Source organism: Gemmatimonadaceae bacterium (assembly GCA_019637445.1).
In the GTDB taxonomy this organism is placed as follows: Bacteria; Gemmatimonadota; Gemmatimonadetes; order Gemmatimonadales; family Gemmatimonadaceae; genus Pseudogemmatithrix.
The window spans coordinates 57,197-78,072 of record JAHBVS010000004.1; the positions used below are offsets into that span (position 1 = coordinate 57,197).

A 20,876-nucleotide genomic window follows, 5' to 3' on the forward strand; every position below is an offset into this window, starting at 1 on the left:
GACGAAGGCCGCGGCGTGAAGGAGTCCCGCATCGCCGTCCGCTTCCGTCCTCCGTCCTCCGTCCTCTGTCCCTGTCCCCATGCAAATCTCTCTCAAGGACAAAGTCGCCCTCGTCACCGGCTCCACGCGCGGCATCGGCCGGGCGATCGCCGAGTCGTTGGCCCAGTGCGGCGCGAAGCTGGCCATCGTCGGTCGCGACCAGGCCAAGGCGGACGCTGTGGCCGCCGAGATCGGCCCCGAACACAAGGGCTTCGCCTGCGACATCGGGGACCCGGCGCAGGTGAGCGCACTCGTCGAGGCCGTGGAGAAGCACTTCGGCCAGCTCGACATCCTGGTCAACAACGCCGGCATCACCAAGGACAACCTCATCCTCCGCATGAAGGACGAGGATTGGAACGCGGTGCTGGAGACCAACCTGCGCTCGGCCTTCATCGCCATCCGCAGCGCGCAGCGCGGGATGATGAAGCGCCGCTTCGGCCGCATCATCAACATCGCCAGCGTTGTGGGACTGATCGGCAACCCGGGGCAGGCGAACTACGCGGCGAGCAAGGCGGGGCTCATCGGGCTCAGCAAGTCGGTGGCGAAGGAACTGGCCAGCCGCAACATCCTCTGCAACGTCGTGGCACCGGGCTTCATCAAGACCGACATGACGGACGCGATGACGCCGGAGGCCGTGAAGGCGCTGCAGGATCAGATTCCGCTGCAGCGCTTCGGCAGTGTGCAGGACGTCGCGGGCGCGGTGGCATTCCTCGCCTCCGATTATGCGTCGTACATCACGGGCCAAGTGCTCACGGTGGATGGCGGCATGGTGATGTCGTAATCGCGGATTCCCTCCTGTGAGACGGGAACCCAGCGTGTATATTTCCCGATTGTTCCAGTGATCCCACCCCTACGGAGTCCAGATTCAATGGCCGACCATTCCGCGAAGGTCAAGGACATCATCGAGAAGGAGCTCGGAGTCGAGCGCGAGAAGCTCACGGACGGCGCGAGCTTCATCGAGGATCTCGGTGCCGACTCGCTCGACATCGTCGAGCTGGTGATGGAGTTCGAGAAGGAGTTCAACATCGACATCCCCGACGAGGATGCCGAGAAGCTTCGCACGGTTGGCGACGCGATCGGCTACCTCAACGGCAAGCTCGGTTAAGCCGTGGGTTCGTTGCGGCGCCGGGTCGTGGTCACCGGCCTGGGGTGTGTCACCCCGGTCGGGAACGACCTCCAATCCGCGTGGGACGGGGTCCTCGCGGGCAAGTCGGGCGGCGGGCCCATCACCAAGTTCGACGCGGCGGCCTTCAAGGTCCGCTTCGCCTGCGAGGTGAAGGGCTTCGACGCGGCGCTGTACATGGACCGCAAGGAGCTCAAGCGCTCCGACCTGTACACGCAGTACGCGATGGCTGCCGCCGTGCAGGCCATGGCCGACGCCAAGCTGGAGTCGGGCGGCTTCGACCCCAACCGCCTCGGCGTCATCATCGGCTCGGGCATCGGCGGCATCGCGACCTTCGAGGAGCAGTGCCACACGTACTTCACCTCGGGGCCGAACCGCATCTCGCCGTTCTTCGTCCCGATGTTCATCGGCGACATCGCGGCCGGCGTGGTCTCCATGCGCTTCGGCGCCAAGGGACCCAACTACGCCACGCAGTCGGCCTGCGCCACCAGTGCGCACGCCATCGGTGATGCCTTCCGCATCATCAGCTATGGCGACGCCGACGCAATCATCGCCGGCGGCTCGGAGGCCGCCGTGGCCCCGATGGCCATCGGTGGCTTCGGCAACATGCAGGCGCTGTCCACGCGCAACGATTCGCCGGAGACGGCCTCGCGCCCCTTCGACGCCACGCGCGACGGCTTCGTGCTCGGCGAGGGCTCGGGCGTGGTCATCCTCGAGGAGCTGGAGCACGCCAAGAAGCGCGGTGCGCGCATCTACGCCGAGATCGTCGGCTACGGCGCCACGGGCGATGCCTACCACCTCACCGGACAGCCCGAGGACCACGAGGGCCTGCAGCGCGCCATGCGCCGCGCCCTCGAGGACGGCGGTCTCAGGCCCGAGGATGTGCAGTACATCAACGCCCACGGCACCTCGACGCCGCTCAATGACCCGAACGAGATCCGGGCCATCAAGAAGGTGTTCGGGACGCACGCCACGGCGCTGAACGTGAGCTCGACCAAGTCGGCCACCGGCCACACGCTGGGCGCCGCCGGCGCCATCGAGGCCGTCTTCACGACGCTGGCCATGACGCACGGCATCATTCCGCCGACGATCAACCTGTCGTCGCCGGACCCCGAGTGCGACCTCGACTGCACGGCCAACACGGCCGTCAAGCGCGAGGTGCACGCGGCGCTCTCCAACTCCTCCGGATTCGGCGGCCACAACGTGAGCATCGCCCTCCGGAAGCTCACGGACTAAGCGCATGCCGGACGCGCTGAACATCCCGTTCGCGCGCATCACGGACCCGGTGGTGCGCGGCATCGCCGAGAAGGTCGCCGCGGGCACGCGCCTCACGCAGGAAGACGGCGTCGCGCTGTTCGACTCGCCCGACCTCACGGGCATCGGCCTGCTCGCCGACGCGGTGAACCGCGCCAAGCACGGTGACGTCGTGACCTTCGCGGCCAACCAGCATATCAACCCCACCAACGTCTGCACCCTGCGCACCACCTGCGTGTTCTGCGGGTACGCGCGGCTGCCGAAGGAGGAGGGGGCCTACCGCTACACGCTGGACCAGGTGATGGCGGAGGCGCGGCAGGCCAAGAACGGCCTCACGCGAGAGTTCCACATCGTGGGCGGGCTCGATATGCAGGCCGGGCTCGCCTACTACCAAGCGATGTTCCGGGCGCTCAAGGCCGAGCTGCCGCATGTGCACATCAAGGCGCTCACCGCGGTCGAGATCGCGCATATCGCGCGCATCGAGAAGATGTCCTGGAAGGACGTGCTCTCTGCGCTGCGAGAGGCCGGCCTCGACACGATGCCGGGTGGCGGCGCCGAGACCTTCTCGGCCGCCGTGCGCGAGGAGATTGCCAAGAAGAAGCTCGGCGCGGCCGACTACGTTGGCGTGCACCGCGCCGCGCACGAGCTGGGCATCCGCACCAACTGCACCATGCTCTATGGCCACGTGGAGACCCACGCGGACCGCATGGAGCACCTGCAGATGCTGCGCGACCTGCAGGATGAGACCGGCGGCTTCCTGGCCTACATCCCGTTGGCGTATCACCCGGACGACAACGTCCTGGGCGAGAAGCTCGGGCGTCGCGGCATCGCGTCCAGCGGCGTGGACGACCTCAAGAACCTCGCCGTGGGGCGGCTCTTTCTCGACAACTTCGCGCACATCAAGAGCCACTGGATCATGGTGACGCCCTTCCTGAGCCAGATCGCGCTGCACTACGGCGTGAACGACCTCGAGGGCACGGTGGTCCGCGAGAAGATCTACCACGCCGTGGGCGCGCGGACCTCACAGGCGATGTCGCTGCCGGAGATCCTCAAGCTGATTCGTGGGGCGGGGAAGCAGCCCGCCGAGCGCGACAGCTTCTACAACATCCTGCGCACGGACTTCTCTGAGGTGGAGGCGCAGGCAGAAGCGGCAGCTGCCGAGGCCGCCGCGCGTGCCGCCGCCCAGTCCGGACGCGAGCTCCCCACACTCGGCGCCGCCTGATGCGCGTCGGGCGCATTCCCTACATCAACTGCTTCCCGGTCTACGGGGGCGTGGATCGGGGAATCGTCCCGCTGGACGCCACGCTGGTGGACGGCGTGCCCACAGCGCTCAACAAGATGATGGCCGAGGGCGCACTCGACGTGAGCGTCGTCTCGGCCGTGGAGTACGCCCGCGATTGGGAGCGCTACCTGCTGCTCCCCGACCTCGCGATTTCCTGCGATGGCCCCGTGCGCAGCGTAATGCTGTTCTCCACGCGTCCGGCCCGCGAGCTCGACGGCCAGCGCGTGATGGTGAGCCGCAGCTCGATGACCAGCGTGCACCTGCTCGAACTGCTATTCGAGCACGTGTGGAAGGCGCGACCGATCTTCGTGCCCGGTGACGCCGAGGCCGAGGCCATTGCCCGCGCGGAGCGCGACCCGGACATCGCCGCGCGCCTGGTCATTGGCGACGCCGCCCTGATGCTGCAGAGCGCAGACCACCCGGTCGCGGCGGCCCACGGAGAGGCCTATGAGTTCGTCTACGACCTTGGCGCCGAGTGGAAGTCCTGGACCGGCCTGCCGTTCGTGTTCGCCGTCTGGGTAGCCCAGCGCACGACGCCCGTGGCCGAGGCGCTCAAGGTGCACGCCAGCCTGATTGCCTCGCGCGAGTGGGGGCTGAAGCACTTGGACGAACTCGCCGCGCAGGCCGCGCGGGCCACCGGTGTGAGCCAGTCTGACTGCCGGCACTATTTCGACGGCCTCGACTGGCGCCTGACCCTGCCGGATCTCGAGGGCCTCACCGAGTTCATTCGCCGGTTGGAACTCGCTGGACGCGTTCCGAAGGGGAAACTCGCCTTCCTCCCCGCATCAGCGGGCAAGGGATGACCGCGCGCGCAAGGATGAAGGCCGGTATCTTTCATCCTCCATCCTTCATCCTCCATCAGCAGTAATGTCCGAAGCCACCGACCTCCTCGAGTACTACGAACAGTCGAGCCTCCTCGACTTGGGCGCCGCGGCCGACGCCGTGCGCCGCAAGCTCCACCCGGAGCCGATCGTCACGTACATCGTGGACCGCAACATCAACTACACGAACGTCTGTGTGGCCGACTGCGGCTTCTGCGCCTTCTATCGGCGCCCCAAGGACGGCGAGGGCTGGACGCTGAGCTACGAGGAGATCGGGGCCAAGATCGACGAAGTGAAAGCCTTGGGCGGCGTGCAGATCCTGATCCAGGGCGGGCACAATCCGTACATCCCGTTCGAGTGGTATCTCGAACTGCTCAAGTACATCAAGCGCAACCACCCCATCCACGTGCACGGCTTCTCGCCCTCCGAGGTGGACTTCTGGTCCACGCTGTACCGGATGGACGCGCGCACGGTGATCCAGGAGCTGGTCAAGGCCGGCCTGGATTCGATCCCCGGCGGCGGTGGTGAGATCCTTGTCCAGCGCGTGCGCGACAACGTCGCCAAGAAGAAGGCTGGCGCCGACCGATGGCTCGAGGTGATGGAGATCGCCCATCAGGAGGGCCTCAAGACCTCCTGCACGATGATGTACGGCATTGGCGAGACCAAGGCCGAGCGCGTGGAGCACCTGCTGCGCCTCAAGGAAGTCCAGAAGCGCACCAACGGCTTCACGGCCTTCATCTGCTGGCCGCTGCAGCCGGAGAACACGCCGACCATGAGCCACATGCCGAAGACCGACGCGGTGGAGTATCTCCGCACCACGGCCTTCGCGCGCACGGTGCTCGACAACATCCCGAACATTCAGGCCTCCTGGGTGACGATGGGGATGAAGGTCGGGCAGACGGCGCTGCACTATGGCTGCAACGACTTCGGCTCGCTGATGCTGGAGGAGAACGTCGTCTCGGCCGCGAACACCACGCACCGCACCAGCATCGAGGAGATGGAGCTGCTGATCCGCGAGGCGGGCTTCGAGCCTCGCAAGCGCAAGCAGGACTACACGCTGCTCGAGCCATCGCCCGCACACGCGGCCGCCTAACCTGACCACCTCTCTTCGCACCGCAGGCGGCTCGCCGTGAGCAAGGCATCAGGACCACAGATCCGCGTTGGTATTGGCTACGACTCGCATCGTTTCGTCGAAGGCCACGGTGTGCTGCTCGGCGGCGTGATGATCCCCGCCGCGGTGCGTTGCACCGGCCACAGCGATGCCGACGCTGTGTGCCACGCCCTCACGGATGCCATCCTCGGCGGGGCAGGTGTCGGGGACATCGGCGAGATGTTTCCGGATACCAGCGCCGAGAACGCAGGGCGCGACAGCATCGAGATGCTCAGGCTCGCCCTCGCACGGGTGCAGAAGGCCGGCTGGACGCCGACGCAGTGCGACATCACGGTGATTGCCGAGACGCCCAAGCTGGGGCCGCATCGAGCGCAGATCCGTGAGAAGCTCGGTGCCGCGCTGGGCATCCCCGCCCAGGACGTGATGGTGAAGGGGAAGACGAACGAGCGGATGGGCTGGATCGGCCGAGGCGAGGGCATCGCGTGCATCGCGGTGGCCACGCTCGTCCGTGGCTGATCTCGTCACGCTCCAGCCACTCGTCGACCGCCTCGCCGGGCAGCCAGTCGAAACGCTCTATGCGCTGATCTTTGGCGCGAGCTTTGCCGAAGGTGTGCTGCCGCCGGTGCCCGGTGATCTCGCGGCCGCCTTCCTCGCGTTCCTGTCCGCGCGTGCGGGCGGAAACTGGATCCCCACCACCCTCGCCGTCGTCTGCGGAAGCGTGGCCGGCAATTCGGTGGTCTGGTGGATGGGGCGTCGGTTCGGCGCCAACTGGCTCGCGCACCAGATGGCGCGCTTCAAGCTGATTAAGAGTGAGGCGCAGACCGAGCGCGCCGAGCACCGGGTTGAGGAGGCCTACCGCGAGTACGGCTGGGTGGCGCTGTTCATCTCGCGCTTTGTCCCCGGCTTGCGGGCGATGGCGCCGGCGGCGGCAGGCGCCGTGGGGGTGCCGCTCTGGGAGACGGCGGCCATTCTCTTCGCCGCGTCGACCATCTGGTACAGCGTGGTCACCTGGTTCGCGTTCCGCGTGGGCAGCGACTGGGAGGCGGTGAAGGCGGCGCTGCTGGCGCTGGGGCGCGACGTTGGTATCGGAGCCACCGGCGTGGCCGTGGCCGCGGTGCTCGTGGGCTGGTGGATCTGGCGGCGCAGGCGGCAACGGGCCGCTGCTGCTGCCTCGGCAACCGCGGCGGAAGGCACGGGCGCCGCGCAACAGCGCGACTCCGCCCCGTAGATTGCACGGCGTGAGCCCCGTCTCCGCCGACACCCTCAATCGCGCGTTCCTGCTGGAGCGTTTCGCCGAGTACCTGGAGCTCGAGCTCGGCTCCAGCGCGCGGACGCGCGAGGCGTATCTGCGCGATCTCGGATTGCTGGCGACTTGGGCCAGCGAGCGGCACCGCGCCGCGGCCGCGGCCGATCTCACGGCGGCGCACCTGCGCGAGTGGGTCTACAGCCTCAAGGACCAGGGTCGCAGCGCGGCGACTATCCGCCGACGCATCTCGGCGCTGCGCACGTGGTATCGCTTCCTGCTGGCGGAAGGTGTGGTCACGGCCGATCCCAGCGAGAAGCTCGAGTCGCCGCGTGGCTGGCGGGCGTTGCCGGACGTGCTGACGGTGGCCGAGGTGGAGCGGTTGATCGACACCGTCACGCTGGACGACGAGATGGCGTTCCGCGATCGCGCGTTGCTTGAGCTGGCCTACGGCGCCGGGCTGCGTGTGAGCGAGTGGTGTTCGATCGGCGTGAAGGACGTCCTGCTGGACGAGCTGGTCGTGCGCGTGTTCGGCAAGGGCGGGAAGGAGCGCATCGTGCCCATCGGGCGGAAGGCGGCCGGGGCGGTGGCGGTATACCTGCGCGAGCTGCGGCCGCGGCTGGAGAAGGGGAAGGGTGAAGGGCGGCTATTTCTCAACTCACGTGGGGCGCCGCTCAGGCGCATGACCGCGTGGACGCTGCTCCGGAAGTACGTGGAGCGCTCTGGGTTGACCAAGCCCGTGACGCCGCACACGCTGCGGCATAGCTTTGCGACGCACCTGTTGGAGGGTGGCGCGGACCTGCGGGCGGTGCAGGAGATGCTTGGGCATTCGGACATCTCGACCACGCAGCTCTACACGCACGTGGACCGCGAGCATCTGCGGCAGGTGCACAAGCAGTATCATCCGCGGGGGTAGGTCGCCGCTGCAGTCGCGTGTGGCGATTGCTCAGCGCGCGCAATCGTGTGGCCCACTTCGTTGACGAACCACTCAATGCTTCTCGTCCTCGACAACTACGACTCCTTCACCTACAACCTCGTCCAGTACCTCGGTGAATTGGGCGCCGAGTTGCAGGTCGTGCGCAACGACCAGATCACGCTGGACGAGATTGCCGCGATGGCGCCGGCGGGCATCGTGCTCGGCCCAGGCCCAGGCACGCCCGCCGATGCCGGCGTCACCATCCCGGTGATCCAGCGATTCGGCGCCACGACGCCGATGCTTGGCGTCTGCCTCGGCCACCAGGCGATTGGCGAGGCCTACGGCGGCCAGGTGATCCGCGCCCCACGTGGCGTGATGCACGGCAAGACCTCGCTGGTGCGGCACGATGGCACGGGACTCTTCGCCGGGCTGCCGTCACCGCTTGAGGTCATGCGTTACCACTCGCTGGTCATCGCCCACGACAGTGTGCCGGACGCCCTCGTGGTGACGGCCACGGCGGTGGACGATCCCACGGAGATCCACGCCGTACGGCATCGCGAGCATCCGGCGGTGGGCGTGCAGTTCCATCCGGAGTCCATCGGCACCAAGGCGGGCAAGCAGATGCTGCGAAACTTCCTTGAGGTCGCGTTCGTGAGGCAATAGCGGCGCGCCTCGCGCCGTCCAGCATTGCCCCCGCGCCTCGCCCCGGAGTCACGATATGGATCGCGTCACGTTCGCGACATCGAGTGGACTCGTTTGGCTCGTGCTCGCGCTGCACTTCGCGGCAGGGCTGGCGGCCATCGTCGGCGGAACGATTGCGCTGGCGGCGCAGAAGGGCGGCGCCTTGCATCGCCGCAGCGGCGCGGTCTTCACCTGGTCCATGCTCGGCCTAGGACTCTCCGCCGCAGGCATCGGTGCCTACGAAGGCAACGCCGGCCAGGTCTTCGCGGGACTGTTTGCGGCCTATCTCGTCACGACGGGCTTCACGGCGCTGCGGCCACTGCCGATCGGGGACCGCGCGCTGTCCGTGGGTCTGATGGTGCTCGCGTTCGTGTCCGCGGCCACGATGGTCTACGGTGGCTACGCCGAGTGGGCGGACCCGTCCGTGCCCGTGGTTGGGCGCCCGCGCGTCGTGCCGCCGTTGGTTGGCGGCAGCATCCTGTTGCTCGCATCGCTCGGGGACTGGCGGGCGCTGCGCGCCAACGGTCTGCGCGGCGCGCCACGGGTGGCGCGACATCTTTGGCGGATGTGCTTCGGGCTGTTCGTGGCCACGGGATCGTTCTTCCTCGGCCAGATGAAGTTCGTGCCGGAACCGGTGCGTATCCTCCCGCTGATGCTGGTGCTGGCCTTTGCGCCGATTCCGTTTCTCCTCTACTGGCTCTGGCGCGTGCGGATTCGTAAGCTGATGGCCGGTCTTACCCTTTCCTCCCGACATGCGACCTGATTCCACCTCATCCGCCTTGCGCGCCGCACTGCTGGCCTGCGCCGCCCTTGCCGTGTTCTCCGCTGCCTGCGGCGGCCGCGAGGCGAGCGACAGCGAACAGCCGTGGACCGTCACGGTGGACTCCACCGGCGACACGATTCGCGTACACATCGCGGGTACCGTGCCCCCGAGCTACGTGCACTCGCTGGTGCCGGAACTGCGCGTCGGGAGTCTCGACGGCGGAGAGGAGGAGACCTTCGGGCAGATCGAGGCGGTGTTCGGCCTCGGCGACGGAGGGCTGCTGGTCTATGACGGGCAGGCGCAGGCGTTGCGGATGTTCGATTCCACCGGCGCCTTCGTTCGGCGGGTTGGAGGCAAGGGCGGTGGACCGGGGGAGCATGGACACGTCAACGGCATCGCCCGACTGCCGGGCGGGCGCTGGGCCCTGTGGGACGCCCAAGGCGCTCGGGTGAACTTCTACGGGCCCGACGGCAGCTTTGAGCGGAACATGAGCCTGCAGTTGAGCGGCTGGTTCCTGCAGGATGGCCTCCGGGCGGGCCGGGCCGGCGACCTCTACGCCTGGTCCGTCCTTGAGACCTCGGCCACTGAGTTCCGCATCCTGCGCGCCGGCTACGTGCGAGTGGACGCAGACGGCGCGGCGTCCGATACGCTCGAGATGCCGAAATGGGGGATTCCCGAGGCGGTGCTGTCGGCCCGGTCGGCGGACGGCGGCTCGGCGTCCGCCTCGCAGGTGCCATGGTTCCCGAGCTCTCAGGTGACGTTTGATCCCGCGGGCGGGCTCATCTCGGCGCCCGGTGCTCCCGACTACGTCTGGTATCGGCTGATCGCGGCCGCGAAGCCGCTGCGCGTGGACGTCGACTACGAGCCCGTGCCCGTCGGTGCCACCGAGCGCGCCGAACGGCGGGCGCAGATCGAGCACACGATGCGGCGGCTGAATCCGTCCTGGAACTGGACCGGCCCGGCTATCCCGGACGTGAAGCCGGCGGTTCGCGACCTTGCCGCCGGTGAGGACGGGCGAATCTGGGTCCGGCTCTACACTCCCGAAGAGCCGATCCCTGAGGCCGAGTTGCCCGTCATCCCTGCAGGGGCGAACCCACGGCCGCGCCGCACCACCCGCGAGCCGGACCTCTGGGACGTGTTCGCCCCAGACGGCAGGCTGCTCGGCCGCGTGCGGCCTCCGCCCGGCACATCGCTTCTCAGCTTCTCGGGCAACCACGTCTGGGCCTCGATGCGCGATTCCCTGGACGTCCCCTACGCCGTTCGGCTGAGGATCGAGCCGGCCCTGCCGCGGTAGCATTCAGGCGCACGTTCGACGTTCACCCCTCCCGCACGAGGTCCTCGTGGCTCCGCTCCGACGCTCGGCCCGCTTGCTCCTGCTGTGTCCGCTGGTCGTCGCCACCGCCTGTCTGCCGTATACGACCGGGTCAACCGGCCAAACGGTCCCGATTGGTGAGCGCCACAGCTTCGGCACCGCCGGACTCGTGATCAACGGCGGCGGGCAGTTTGACGACAGCGCCAGCACTAGCAGCGACATCGCCAACATCCCGATGTCCGACAGCGAGGTTCGATTCGGTCTCTCCGAGCGCTCCGACCTCGGCATCCGCATCACCTCGGCCAGTGGACTGGTGATGAACTACAAGCGCCGACACGCTGGATACGCACACCCTGACTCGGCCGGGTTCTCTACCATGTGGGGCGGAGGCATCGTGAACTGGGGCGGCCACGCGCTGGTCGAAGCCACGGCCATCGTCTCCGGCCGCCGGAACAGTGCCGGGATCCCGTACGGGGGGCTTCGCGCGTTCCACACAATGCCGATCAGCCGGGGCGCCGTGACGGACAAGCCGACGGTCGGCGGCTTCCTGGGGATGAAGTTCATCCTGGGCGACGTCTCGATCTCCCCTGAGCTGGGGGTGTTCTACGACGAGTCCGTGTTGGCACTCAGGAGAGGAAACATCGTCGTGGTCCCGGCCGTCGCCCTCTCGGGCTTCAGTTTCTTCAGGATCTTCCGGTAGGAACGGGTCGCGGAGGCCGCGTCAGCCGCCCCCGAGGCCGTGAACTCAAGAGGGTGTCACAAACATTTGTGATGCCCTCTTGTTCCGTTTCCGCCCCACCATAGATTTCGCTGGCGTGGATTTTGCATCCGCGCCCGCCCGCCGGACGGTGCTGACGTGAGCACCCTGGCCGTTATCCCCGCGCGACTCGGGGCCACAAGGCTCCCCCGAAAGCCTCTCCGCGACCTCGGCGGCGCTCCCCTGGTGGTCCGTGTGCTCGAGCGCGTGAAGTCCCTAAATCTCGCCGACCGTGTGGTGGTGGCGACCGAGGCGGAGGAAGTCGCCGACATCGTCTTCAAGGCGGGCGGCGAGGCCCTGATCACCTCAGACGCCCACCCATCTGGCACGGACCGCGTAGCTGAGGTCGCCCGCCACCCGGACTTCGCGAAGCACGACGTCATCGTAAACGTGCAGGGCGACGAGCCCTTCATGCGTGGCGATGCCATGGCTGGCGCCATCGCCATGGTGCGCGAGCACGGCTTCGACCTCGGCACCGCGGCAGGGAAGCGCGGCGCCCAGATCATGGCCGACCCCAACTGCGTGAAGGTCGTGCGCAGCGATGACGGCCGCGCGATGTACTTCTCACGCGCGCCGATCCCGTTCCTGCGCGACGCCGCCGACGAGCCGCTGCGCGATTCGCTGGTCTTCCAGCACATGGGCATCTACGCCGCCCGCCGCGCGGCACTCGAGCGCTGGGTCTCGTTGCCGCCGCACCCGCTGGAACTCGTCGAGAAGCTCGAGCAACTCCGCGCCCTCGCCGCCGGCCTGGCGATGGGCGTGGCGATCGTCGACGCCCCGTCCTGGGGCGAAGTGAACACCGAAGAAGATCTCATCCGAGCCAACGCCCATTGGGCGTCCCTCACTGCCGGTATTGCCTGATGACCCCGTCCACGCCCCACGGCACCACCAAGTACATCTTCGTCACCGGCGGCGTCGTCTCGTCGCTCGGCAAGGGCATCGCGGCCGCCTCGCTCGGCCGACTGCTCGTCGAGCGCGGGCTGCGCGTCACGATGATGAAGCTGGACCCGTACCTCAACGTGGACCCGGGCACGATGTCGCCCTTCCAGCACGGCGAGGTGTTCGTCACCGACGACGGCGCCGAGACGGACCTGGATCTTGGGCACTATGAGCGCTTCCTCGACCGCTCGCTGACGCAGGCCAACAACATCACCACCGGCCGCATCTACTCGAACGTCATCACCAAGGAACGCCGCGGCGAGTACCTCGGCTCCACGGTGCAGGTCATCCCGCACATCACGGACGAGATCAAGAGCGCCGTGCGCCGCGTGGCGCCGGAGAACGACGTGGTCCTCGTGGAGATCGGCGGTACGGTTGGTGACATCGAGTCGCTGCCGTTCCTGGAGGCCATCCGCCAGTTCCGCCACGACGTGGGCCGCGAGAACACGCTCTTCGTGCACCTGACGCTGGTGCCCTTCATCGCCGCCGCGGGCGAGGTGAAGACGAAGCCGACGCAACACTCGGTCCGTGACCTGATGGAGATCGGTATCCAGCCCGACGTGCTGATCTGCCGCACGGAGCGCCCGCTGGCCGAGGACGTGAAGCGCAAGATCGCGCTGTTCTGCAACGTCGAGTTCGGCGCGGTGGTCGAGAGCCGCGACGTGAAGACCATCTACCAGATCCCGCTCAGCTTCCGCGAGCAGGCGCTGGATGACCTTGTCTGCCGCAAGCTCGGGCTGGAGACGCCGGCGCCGGACATGACGAAGTGGACGGCGATGGTGCAGCGCGTGATTGCCCCGCAGCGCAAGGTGCGCATCGGCGTGGTGGGCAAGTACACCGACTATGCCGACTCGTACAAGAGCGTGCAGGAGGCGCTGATCCACGGCGGGATCGCCAACGACGTGGGCGTGGAGATTGCCTGGACCTCCAGCGACCTGTTCACGGACGCTGCCCGCGCGAAGGAACTGGTGAAGGGCTTCGACGGCCTGCTCGTGCCTGGCGGCTTCGGCGTGCGCGGCGTGGAGGGAATGGTCGAGGCCATCAAGGCGGCGCGTGAGTCCCACACGCCGTTCTTCGGCATCTGCCTCGGCATGCAGGTGGCCATCATCGAGTTCGCGCGCAACGTGTGCAACCTCGACGACTCCAACTCCAGCGAGTTCGCGCCCGAGTGCTCGAACCCCGTCATCTCGCTGCTCGAGAGCCAGCAGAACGTGAAGGACATGGGCGGCACGATGCGCCTCGGTGCCTACGCCTGCCGCCTCAAGCCTGGCTCGCGCGCGGCGGAGATCTACGGCCAGCCGGAGATCAGCGAGCGGCACCGCCACCGCTACGAGGTGAGCAACCAGTACCGCGAGCAGTTCCAGCAGGCGGGAATGCGCCTCTCCGGACTCTCGCCTGACGGTTCGCTCGTCGAGATGATCGAATTGGTGGACCACCCGCACTTCGTGGCCTGTCAGTTCCACCCTGAGTTGAAGTCGCGGCCGACGCGGCCGCACCCGCTCTTCTCGGGCTTCGTCGCCGCCAGCGCGCAGCACGCGGCACACTCGCCGGAGCGGAAGCGCGCCCGAGCCGAGTTGGCCGAGGCCAATTGATGCAGCACGCGACGTTCCCGACGGACCGGCTGTTCATGATTGCCGGGCCCTGCGTGATCGAGTCCGACGAGCTGTTGTTCCGGATCGGCGATCATCTCGCCGAGCTGGCGCGACAGCTCCCGGGTGGAATCATCTTCAAGGCCAGCTTTGACAAGGCGAATCGCTCCAACGCCGGTGCGTTTCGCGGGCCGGGAATGGAAGAGGGCCTGCGCGCGCTGGAGCGCGTGCGCGAGCGCACGGGATTGCCGGTGCTGACCGATGTACATCTCCCGGAGCAGTGCGCCGCCGCGGCGCAGGCCGTGGACGTGCTGCAGATCCCCGCGTTCCTGTGCCGCCAGACCGACCTGTTGGAGGCCGCCGGTGCTACGGGCAAGCCGGTGAACGTGAAGCGCGGTCAGTGGATGCATCCCGAAGGCATGGCGGGCGCGGTGCGCAAGATCCGCGTGTCGTACCCACGCGAGCAGGTGTTCCGAGAGGGCAGCTGCGACGTGGCGGTCACCGAGCGCGGCACCTTCTTTGGCTACGGTGATCTCGTGGTCGATATGCGCAGCTTCTCGCGCATGCGTGCGGCCTGTGAGTGTCCGGTGATCTTCGATGGCACGCACTCCGTGCAGCAGCCGGGGAAGGGCGAGGCGGGATCCTCGGGCGGACTGCGCGAGCACATCCCGGCGCTGGTGAAGGCCGCGGTGGCCGCGGGTGCCGACGGACTGTTCCTCGAGACGCACCCGGAACCTGACCGTGCGCCGAGCGACGGCCCCAACATGATCCCGCTCGACCAGCTCGACGCGCTGGTGCACAAGGCCGTGGCCATCTGGGAGCTGGGCCGCCCGTGATCCTTGGCGCCTCACCCCAGGCCACCGGCGGGCTCGATGCGGCCACGGCGCAGCGCATCAAGCTCGTCTGCTTCGACGTGGACGGCGTGCTCACCGACGGCGGCATCATCCTCGGCGACAACGCCGGCGCCCGCGTGGAGCTCAAGAAGTACGACATCCAGGACGGACTCGGCATCAAGATGCTGCAGATGGCGGGCATCCTGACGGCCATCATCACGGGCCGCGAGTCGGAGTCGGTCGCGCTGCGGGCCAGGGAGCTCGCGGTCGATGAGCTCGTGCAGGACAAGCAGGCGCGGAAGGTTCCTGCACTGCGCAAGATGCTGGAGCGCCGCGGCGTCGATTGGTCCGACGTCGCCTTTGTGGGTGACGACCTCCCGGACCTCGGCGTGATGCGCTTGGTGGGGCTGCCCGTGTGCGTGGGCAACGCCTCGCCAGAGGCGCGGAAGGCGGCGTCGCTGCAACTCAGCCGTAATGGCGGTGCCGGCGCGGTGCGTGAGTTCTGCGAGATCCTGCTGCGCGCCCGTGGGGAATGGGACGCCCGCGTCGAGGCCTATGTGGCCAGCCGTTCGGAGGACGCGTGAGTGATTCCACCCGCATCGTCGGGCGCGGCAAGCGCGTGCTGGAGCTTGAGCGCGATGCCATCGGCTTCGCCGCCGCTCGGCTCGGCGACGAGTTCGCCAAGGCCGTCGGGCTGATCAAAGGCTCCACCGGTCGGGTCATCGTGGCTGGCATCGGCAAGTCGGGGCTGATCGCGCGCAAGATCGCCGCGACGATGACCAGCACGGGCACGCCTGCGTTTTTCCTCCATCCGACGGAGAGCGTGCACGGCGACCTGGGCATCGTCAGCGACCGCGACGTGGCCATCCTGCTGTCCAAGAGCGGCGAGACGCAGGAACTGCTGCCGCTGCTCGAGCAGCTCACGCGCATCGGCGTGCCGTGCATCGCCATCACGGGGAACAAGGAGAGCACGCTCGCCAAGACCTGTACCGTCTCACTCGACGGTTGGGTACGCGAGGAGGCCTGCCCGCACGACCTCGCGCCGACGACAAGCACGACGCTGGCCCTCGCCCTCGGCGACGCACTGGCCGTGGCCCTGCTCGAGGAGAAGGGATTCCGGCGCGAGGACTTCGCCAAGTTCCACCCTGGCGGATCCCTCGGCCGAAAGCTGCTTTTGCGGGTACGCGACGTGATGCTTGCCGACCCCCTGCCGCTGCTCAAGGACTCCGCCACAATGCGCGAGGCGATTGTCGTGCTCGCCCAGCAGCGTGGCCTGGCGATGGTCACGGACGGGGCGGGGAAGCTCGCCGGCGTCGTCACCACCGGCGACCTGACCCGGCTGATGTCCGGTGACGGCGACGTCATGGCCGTGAAGGTCGTCGATGTGATGACCAAGACACCCAAGACGGCGCGCGCCGATGAGCTGGGGTCCGCCGCGGTGCACCTAATGGAAACCAAGGGCGTGATTGCGCTGCCAGTGCTCGATGAGTCCGACAAGGTGGTTGGCGTGGTGCACCTGCACGACCTGCTGCGCGCGGGGGCCGCGTGAGTCGGCAACGTCTCGTGGCCACGATCGCGCCGGCGGTGTTTGCAGTGGCTCTCGCTGCCACCGCCTGTTCCGATGTCAACAAGACCGAGCTCGACCGCACCTCTGGCGGCATCCTCGACTCGGCCGACCAGGTGGCCTTCGGGTCGCGCACCCTGGTCACCGACGCCGGCCTGCTGCGCGCCGAGGTCTTTGCGGACACCACGTTGTTCCTGGACCAGAATGCGCGGCTGTCGATGCGCGTCGTGAAGGGCGACTTCTTCAACGCCCAGGGCGCCAAGGACGCGACGCTCACGGCGGAACGCGCCAACTACGACTCGCGCACGCAGAACCTGCAGGCCTGGGGCGATGTCATCGTCACGTCCGTGGACGGCCGCATCCTCAAGTCGCCGATGTTGGTGTTCAACTCGCGCGACAACCAGATCCTCTCGGACTCGGCGTTCGTGCTGACCGAGCCCGATGGCAAGGAGATGCGTGGCGTCGGATTCCGCGCGGACCCGAACCTCAATGTCATCCGTGTGCTGCGGTTGGACCGCGGGCGCGGTGGCGCCGTGAACCTTTCGGACCGCTGATGACGCGAACGTCCGCCTTCCGTCTCGCCCGGGGCGCCTGCGTCGCGGCGTTGGCGATGGCGGCTGGCGCGGTGCCGGGCGCACTGCAGGCACAGGACAACCGGCCCTGCGAGATCGTCATCACGGGTGTGGTCCGCGGCGCCGACACCACGCGGCTCTATTCCGTCACGACACCCTCCGGCGGTCGCGATACCTACGTCGGCGGCATCGTCGACGCCACCTGTGAGGGGCAGGGGAACCGCTTGCTGGCGGACAGCGCCGAGCATTTCGCGCAGCGTGGCTTACTCATCCTGTACCACAACGTGCGCTACACCGAGCCGCGCGTGACCATCACCTCGGACAAGATGTTCTACTACACGCGCGAGGAACGCATCGTCGCCGAGGGGAACGTCAAGGGACGCACCGCTACCGGCACGCGCTTTGAAGGGCCGATGATGGACTACTATCGCGCGAAGCCTGGTATGCGGGTCCACCCATATTGGACTGCGACGGGCCGTCCCTTCGTGCGCATGAGCCCTGAGGAGACCGGCGCCGCGCCGGGCACCAGTGCCGATTCGGTAGACCTCACGGCCAACCGTGTCTACTCGTACAACGACTCCGTCGTCTATGCATCGGGGCGCGTGGTGATCGAACGCAGTGATCTCCGGGCCACCTCGGACTCGGCGTATCTCGACAACGGGCGGGAGTTCGCGCGGCTGTTGCGAGAGCCGGTGGTCGTGGGGAAGGGCGAGCGCTCGTTCACGCTCGTCGGCGTCGAGATTGATATGTACTCGCGCGACCGCAAGATCGAGCGCGTCCTTTCGGGTGGCGAGGCGAAGGTCACTAGCGACTCGCTGGTGCTGACGGCCGACACGCTGGACATGCGCCTCAAGGAGCAGCAGATGGAGCGGGTCTATGCCTGGGGCGGTCGCGCCCTCGCCGATGGCGCCGACCAGGACATCGAGGCGGACTCGATGGATATCCTGATGCCCGGGCAACGGCTCGAGCGTCTACACGCCGTGGGCCGCGCCCTCGCCCTCTCCGACGTGGATACGACCAACATCATCACGGATGAACGTGACTGGATCACTGGCGACACCTTGATTGCGCACTTCGAATCGGTGACGGACTCGCTCACTGCAGCAGCCCGCACCTTGATGCGACAGGTGGTGGCTTTGGGCTCGGCCCGCGCGTTCTATCAGATGGCGCCCAGCGGCGGCGTGCGTGGCAAACCCAACCTGAGCTACAATCGCGGTCGCCAGATCAGCGTGGACTTCACCGACGGCGAGATGGCGCGCGTGCAGGTGTCTGCGGACGCGTCGGGGCTCTTTCTTGAACCGCTGGCGCCGACGCCGCAGGACAGCACGCGCGGGGCGCGCCGGCCGGCGGCCCGACCGGACACCACCGCCTCACCACGGGAGAAGCGCCCGTGAGCGAGTCCCCTGAACTCCGCGCGCTGGTCCTGCGGCTGACCGGCGGCGACCGTTCCGCGGCCATTTGCCTGCGTGCGATGGCCGAGGTGGCCAACGCCGACGGCGACGCGAGCTTCGCCCAGGTCGCGCTCGCCTATCGCACTGACTATCTCGAGACGCTCAAGCAGGAAGGTCGCGACATCCAGACCGAGGCAGGTCGTCTTTCCTCTGACGAGGTGCGGAAGTATCTCGAGCGCACGCTGCTGCCGCGCCTACTGGCCAACGGCGCCATCGAAGGCCTGCCCGAGCCGCTCGAGGACGGCAGCCTGCTGCGGCCGGTCGCCGAGGCGCGTGAAGCCATCGCCGCCGACCGAGCGGGTTGGATGAGCGCGCTGCGCGGTACGGCGGAGCATCCGGCGATTCCCGCGCGGAAGGGCCCCATCGAGGGCGGCAGCGTGCTCGGCGCCGCCGGCCTCATCAAGACCTATAAGAAGCGCAACGTAGTGAACAACGTGGCCCTCGAGCTGCGACAGGGCGAGATCGTCGGCCTGCTCGGCCCCAACGGCGCCGGCAAGACCACCACGTTCTATATGATCGCCGGGCTCATCCCACCCGATGCCGGCAGCATTCTGCTCGACGGGGAGACCATCACGCGCATGCCGATGTACCAACGCGCGCGGCGCGGCATCGGCTACCTCTCGCAGGAGCCGTCGATCTTTCGCAAGCTGTCGGTTGAGGAGAACATCCTCGCCATCCTCGAGACGCTGCCCATCTCCAGGCAGGAGCGGGAGGAGCGACTGGAGAGCCTGCTGGACGAGCTCAGCATCAAGCATCTCCGCCGCAGCAAGGCCTTTGCGCTCTCGGGCGGCGAACGGCGACGGCTGGAGATCACGCGGGCGCTGGTCACGCAGCCCAAGTTCATCATGCTCGACGAGCCCTTCGCGGGCGTCGACCCGATCGCCGTCTCCGACATCCAGGGCATCGTGGCCTCGCTCAAGGACCGTGGCATCGGCGTGCTCATCTCCGACCACAATGTGGAGCAGACGCTGGACATCGTGGACCGCGCCTACATTATGTTCGAGGGGGCGGTAAAGGTGTCCGGCCCGGTGCGGGACCTCGTCTTCGACGACACCGTGTCCGAGGTCTACTTCGGCCCGACCCTCACGGCGCGCTTGCGCGCCAGGTTCTCGGAGGCCGCGTGAAGGGTGGCATGCAGCAGTCCGTCCGGCTTGGTCAGGAGCTCAAGGCCAACCCACGCCTGTACCAGGCGATGGACATGCTGTACATGCCCCTGCTGGACCTCCAACAGCACCTCAAGCAGGAACTGCTGCAGAACCCCTTCCTCGAGATGCTCGAGGAGGATGACGAGGAGATCGTCGAGAGCCCCAGCGCCGAGCTCTCCGAGGCGCAGGTTGACCAGGAGCCTGAGCAGGAAGAATCGCTGCCCAAGGAGGAGCGGGAGGACGACTCCCGCTGGGAGGAAGTCCTGCTCGGCGGCCTCGACAACGGCGGCACGAACGAGCCGGCAGACGATCGCGAGCCCTACGAGCGCGTCACCGTGGACGCCCGCCACCTCGACGACCACCTGCGCGACCAGATCGCCCTGCTGGACCTCTCCGAGCGCGACCGCCTGCTCGCCGAGGAGTTCATCGGCAACATCAACGAGGAAGGCTATCTCGCCGCCTCGTTGGAGGACATCCTCGCGGGCATCAATGCGGTGATCACGAAGGCCGCGGAAGCGACGGGCGAGGCCCGCGAGGTACCGCTGTTCAAGATGGCCGACGCCGAGCGGATGCTGCGCGTGATGCAGGGCCTGGATCCGTCGGGCATCGCCGCGCGCGACCTGCAGGAGTGCCTCACGCTGCAGATCGACGCGGCAGGGCTGACTGGCACGCTGGCCGCGCGGATGGTGCACGACCACTTCTCCGAACTCATTGCCCACAAGTGGGCAGAGATCGCCAAGAAGGCCGGCTGCACGCCCGGAGAGGCGCAGACCGCGGCTGACCTGCTCGCGCGGCTGAACCCCAAGCCTGGCCGTGCCTTCAGCGGCAACGACGGCAACTATGTGGTGCCCGACCTCATCGTCGAGAAGATCGACGGCGAGTACATGGTCTTCACCAACGACCACAACCTTCCGCGGCTGCGGTTGAGCAAGTCGTACCAGGAGATCGCGCGCGACAAGAAGAAATTCGACGCCGAGCACAAGGAGTTCATCACCAGCCGGCTGAGTGCGGCGCAGTGGCTGATCCAAGCCATCGAGCAGCGCCGCCAGACCATGCTCAAGGTGATGCACTTCATCGTGGACCGACAGCGCGACTTCTTCGAGAAGGGCGTGCAGGGCCTGCGTCCGCTGACGCTGCGCGAGGTCGCCGACGCCATCGGCATGCACGAGTCCACGGTCTCGCGCGTGACGAATGAGAAGTTCGCGCAGACGCCGCGCGGTGTGCTGCCGCTCAAGTACTTCTTCTCGTCCGGTTTGAAAAGCACCGACGGCGAGGACGTGTCGGCACGCGGCATCAAGGACACCATCGCCAAACTGGTGGCCGGTGAGGACCCCAAGGATCCGCTGACCGACCAGGCGCTGGCCGAGATCCTCGCCCGCGAAGGCGTGAAGATCGCGCGCCGCACCGTGGCCAAGTATCGCGAGGACCTCGGCATCCTCAAGGCGCAAATGCGCAAACGGCTCTGACCGCTGCGAACCCCC

General features: G+C 67.6%; 22 protein-coding genes. All 22 read left to right on the top strand.

The window, feature by feature from the left end:
- Window positions 1–79: 79 nt before the first annotated feature.
- Complete coding sequence (gene fabG / locus KF709_14660; GenBank protein ID MBX3175646.1) at window positions 80–820, top strand: 3-oxoacyl-[acyl-carrier-protein] reductase; 741 nt, start codon at window positions 80–82, stop codon at window positions 818–820.
- Between the two features lie 87 nt (window positions 821–907).
- A complete protein-coding gene (locus KF709_14665) occupies window positions 908–1,144 on the top strand; it encodes an acyl carrier protein (protein MBX3175647.1) in 237 nt (78 codons plus the stop codon).
- A 12-nt stretch (window positions 1,145–1,156) separates the two neighbouring features.
- The gene (gene fabF, locus KF709_14670; GenBank protein ID MBX3175648.1) at window positions 1,157–2,398 is read left to right on the top strand and encodes a beta-ketoacyl-ACP synthase II; all 1,242 of its coding nucleotides are present in this window, start codon (window positions 1,157–1,159) and stop codon (window positions 2,396–2,398) included.
- Between the two features lie 4 nt (window positions 2,399–2,402).
- On the top strand, window positions 2,403–3,638 hold the full coding sequence (mqnE, locus tag KF709_14675) for an aminofutalosine synthase MqnE (protein MBX3175649.1): 1,236 nt from the start codon (window positions 2,403–2,405) through the stop codon (window positions 3,636–3,638).
- The gene (locus KF709_14680; protein ID MBX3175650.1) at window positions 3,638–4,501 is read left to right on the top strand and encodes a menaquinone biosynthesis protein; all 864 of its coding nucleotides are present in this window, start codon (window positions 3,638–3,640) and stop codon (window positions 4,499–4,501) included. The genes mqnE and KF709_14680 overlap by 1 nt, the downstream gene beginning before the upstream one ends.
- Window positions 4,502–4,565: 64 nt before the next feature.
- Window positions 4,566–5,612 carry a dehypoxanthine futalosine cyclase gene (gene mqnC / locus KF709_14685; GenBank protein ID MBX3175651.1) on the top strand — a complete coding sequence of 349 codons (1,047 nt, stop codon included), beginning with the start codon at window positions 4,566–4,568 and terminating at the stop codon, window positions 5,610–5,612.
- Between the two features lie 60 nt (window positions 5,613–5,672).
- Window positions 5,673–6,146, top strand: a complete 474-nt coding sequence (gene ispF / locus KF709_14690) for a 2-C-methyl-D-erythritol 2,4-cyclodiphosphate synthase (protein MBX3175652.1) — start codon at window positions 5,673–5,675, stop codon at window positions 6,144–6,146.
- Window positions 6,139–6,858, top strand: a complete 720-nt coding sequence (locus tag KF709_14695) for a VTT domain-containing protein (GenBank protein MBX3175653.1) — start codon at window positions 6,139–6,141, stop codon at window positions 6,856–6,858. The genes ispF and KF709_14695 overlap by 8 nt, the downstream gene beginning before the upstream one ends.
- A gap of 1 nt (window position 6,859) precedes the next feature.
- Window positions 6,860–7,789: a site-specific tyrosine recombinase XerD gene (xerD, locus tag KF709_14700; GenBank protein MBX3175654.1), complete on the top strand. Its 930-nt coding sequence runs from the start codon at window positions 6,860–6,862 to the stop codon at window positions 7,787–7,789.
- Between the two features lie 75 nt (window positions 7,790–7,864).
- A complete protein-coding gene (locus KF709_14705; GenBank protein ID MBX3175655.1) occupies window positions 7,865–8,452 on the top strand; it encodes an aminodeoxychorismate/anthranilate synthase component II in 588 nt (195 codons plus the stop codon).
- A gap of 55 nt (window positions 8,453–8,507) precedes the next feature.
- Window positions 8,508–9,233, top strand: a complete 726-nt coding sequence (locus KF709_14710; protein MBX3175656.1) for a hypothetical protein — start codon at window positions 8,508–8,510, stop codon at window positions 9,231–9,233.
- Window positions 9,223–10,527: a hypothetical protein gene (locus KF709_14715; GenBank protein ID MBX3175657.1), complete on the top strand. Its 1,305-nt coding sequence runs from the start codon at window positions 9,223–9,225 to the stop codon at window positions 10,525–10,527. The genes KF709_14710 and KF709_14715 overlap by 11 nt, the downstream gene beginning before the upstream one ends.
- A 46-nt stretch (window positions 10,528–10,573) precedes the next feature.
- Window positions 10,574–11,245 (top strand): hypothetical protein, encoded by a 672-nt coding sequence (locus KF709_14720; GenBank protein MBX3175658.1) that lies wholly within the window; start codon window positions 10,574–10,576, stop codon window positions 11,243–11,245.
- 156 nt (window positions 11,246–11,401) lie between these two features.
- The gene (gene kdsB / locus KF709_14725; protein MBX3175659.1) at window positions 11,402–12,163 is read left to right on the top strand and encodes a 3-deoxy-manno-octulosonate cytidylyltransferase; all 762 of its coding nucleotides are present in this window, start codon (window positions 11,402–11,404) and stop codon (window positions 12,161–12,163) included.
- Window positions 12,163–13,833, top strand: coding sequence for a CTP synthase (locus tag KF709_14730; protein MBX3175660.1), 1,671 nt, complete (start codon window positions 12,163–12,165; stop codon window positions 13,831–13,833). Before kdsB ends, KF709_14730 begins: the two co-directional genes overlap by 1 nt.
- Complete coding sequence (kdsA, locus tag KF709_14735) at window positions 13,833–14,666, top strand: 3-deoxy-8-phosphooctulonate synthase (protein ID MBX3175661.1); 834 nt, start codon at window positions 13,833–13,835, stop codon at window positions 14,664–14,666. Before KF709_14730 ends, kdsA begins: the two co-directional genes overlap by 1 nt.
- Window positions 14,663–15,247 carry an HAD hydrolase family protein gene (locus KF709_14740; protein MBX3175662.1) on the top strand — a complete coding sequence of 195 codons (585 nt, stop codon included), beginning with the start codon at window positions 14,663–14,665 and terminating at the stop codon, window positions 15,245–15,247. The genes kdsA and KF709_14740 overlap by 4 nt, the downstream gene beginning before the upstream one ends.
- Entirely contained in the window at window positions 15,196–16,212 is a 1,017-nt protein-coding gene (locus KF709_14745) for a KpsF/GutQ family sugar-phosphate isomerase (protein ID MBX3175663.1), read from the top strand. The genes KF709_14740 and KF709_14745 overlap by 52 nt, the downstream gene beginning before the upstream one ends.
- Entirely contained in the window at window positions 16,209–16,781 is a 573-nt protein-coding gene (lptC, locus tag KF709_14750) for an LPS export ABC transporter periplasmic protein LptC (protein ID MBX3175664.1), read from the top strand. The genes KF709_14745 and lptC overlap by 4 nt, the downstream gene beginning before the upstream one ends.
- On the top strand, window positions 16,781–18,193 hold the full coding sequence (locus KF709_14755; GenBank protein MBX3175665.1) for a hypothetical protein: 1,413 nt from the start codon (window positions 16,781–16,783) through the stop codon (window positions 18,191–18,193). Before lptC ends, KF709_14755 begins: the two co-directional genes overlap by 1 nt.
- A gap of 362 nt (window positions 18,194–18,555) precedes the next feature.
- Complete coding sequence (gene lptB, locus KF709_14760) at window positions 18,556–19,374, top strand: LPS export ABC transporter ATP-binding protein (GenBank protein ID MBX3175666.1); 819 nt, start codon at window positions 18,556–18,558, stop codon at window positions 19,372–19,374.
- Between the two features lie 8 nt (window positions 19,375–19,382).
- On the top strand, window positions 19,383–20,861 hold the full coding sequence (gene rpoN, locus KF709_14765; protein ID MBX3175667.1) for an RNA polymerase factor sigma-54: 1,479 nt from the start codon (window positions 19,383–19,385) through the stop codon (window positions 20,859–20,861).
- Window positions 20,862–20,876: the final 15 nt, after the last annotated feature.

Bases quoted from the DNA above. Each gene is read 5' to 3' on its own strand.
- fabG (MBX3175646.1), top strand. From the start codon at position 80: ATGCAAATCTCTCTCAAGGACAAAGTCGCCCTCGTCACCGGCTCCACG.
- KF709_14665 (MBX3175647.1), top strand. From the start codon at position 908: ATGGCCGACCATTCCGCGAAGGTCAAGGACATCATCGAGAAGGAGCTC.
- mqnE (MBX3175649.1), top strand. From the start codon at position 2,403: ATGCCGGACGCGCTGAACATCCCGTTCGCGCGCATCACGGACCCGGTG.
- KF709_14680 (MBX3175650.1), top strand. From the start codon at position 3,638: ATGCGCGTCGGGCGCATTCCCTACATCAACTGCTTCCCGGTCTACGGG.
- mqnC (MBX3175651.1), top strand. From the start codon at position 4,566: ATGTCCGAAGCCACCGACCTCCTCGAGTACTACGAACAGTCGAGCCTC.
- KF709_14705 (MBX3175655.1), top strand. From the start codon at position 7,865: ATGCTTCTCGTCCTCGACAACTACGACTCCTTCACCTACAACCTCGTC.
- KF709_14710 (MBX3175656.1), top strand. From the start codon at position 8,508: ATGGATCGCGTCACGTTCGCGACATCGAGTGGACTCGTTTGGCTCGTG.
- KF709_14715 (MBX3175657.1), top strand. From the start codon at position 9,223: ATGCGACCTGATTCCACCTCATCCGCCTTGCGCGCCGCACTGCTGGCC.
- KF709_14730 (MBX3175660.1), top strand. From the start codon at position 12,163: ATGACCCCGTCCACGCCCCACGGCACCACCAAGTACATCTTCGTCACC.
- kdsA (MBX3175661.1), top strand. From the start codon at position 13,833: ATGCAGCACGCGACGTTCCCGACGGACCGGCTGTTCATGATTGCCGGG.
- KF709_14745 (MBX3175663.1), top strand. From the start codon at position 15,196: ATGGGACGCCCGCGTCGAGGCCTATGTGGCCAGCCGTTCGGAGGACGC.
- KF709_14755 (MBX3175665.1), top strand. From the start codon at position 16,781: ATGACGCGAACGTCCGCCTTCCGTCTCGCCCGGGGCGCCTGCGTCGCG.
- lptB (MBX3175666.1), top strand. From the start codon at position 18,556: ATGAGCGCGCTGCGCGGTACGGCGGAGCATCCGGCGATTCCCGCGCGG.
- rpoN (MBX3175667.1), top strand. From the start codon at position 19,383: ATGCAGCAGTCCGTCCGGCTTGGTCAGGAGCTCAAGGCCAACCCACGC.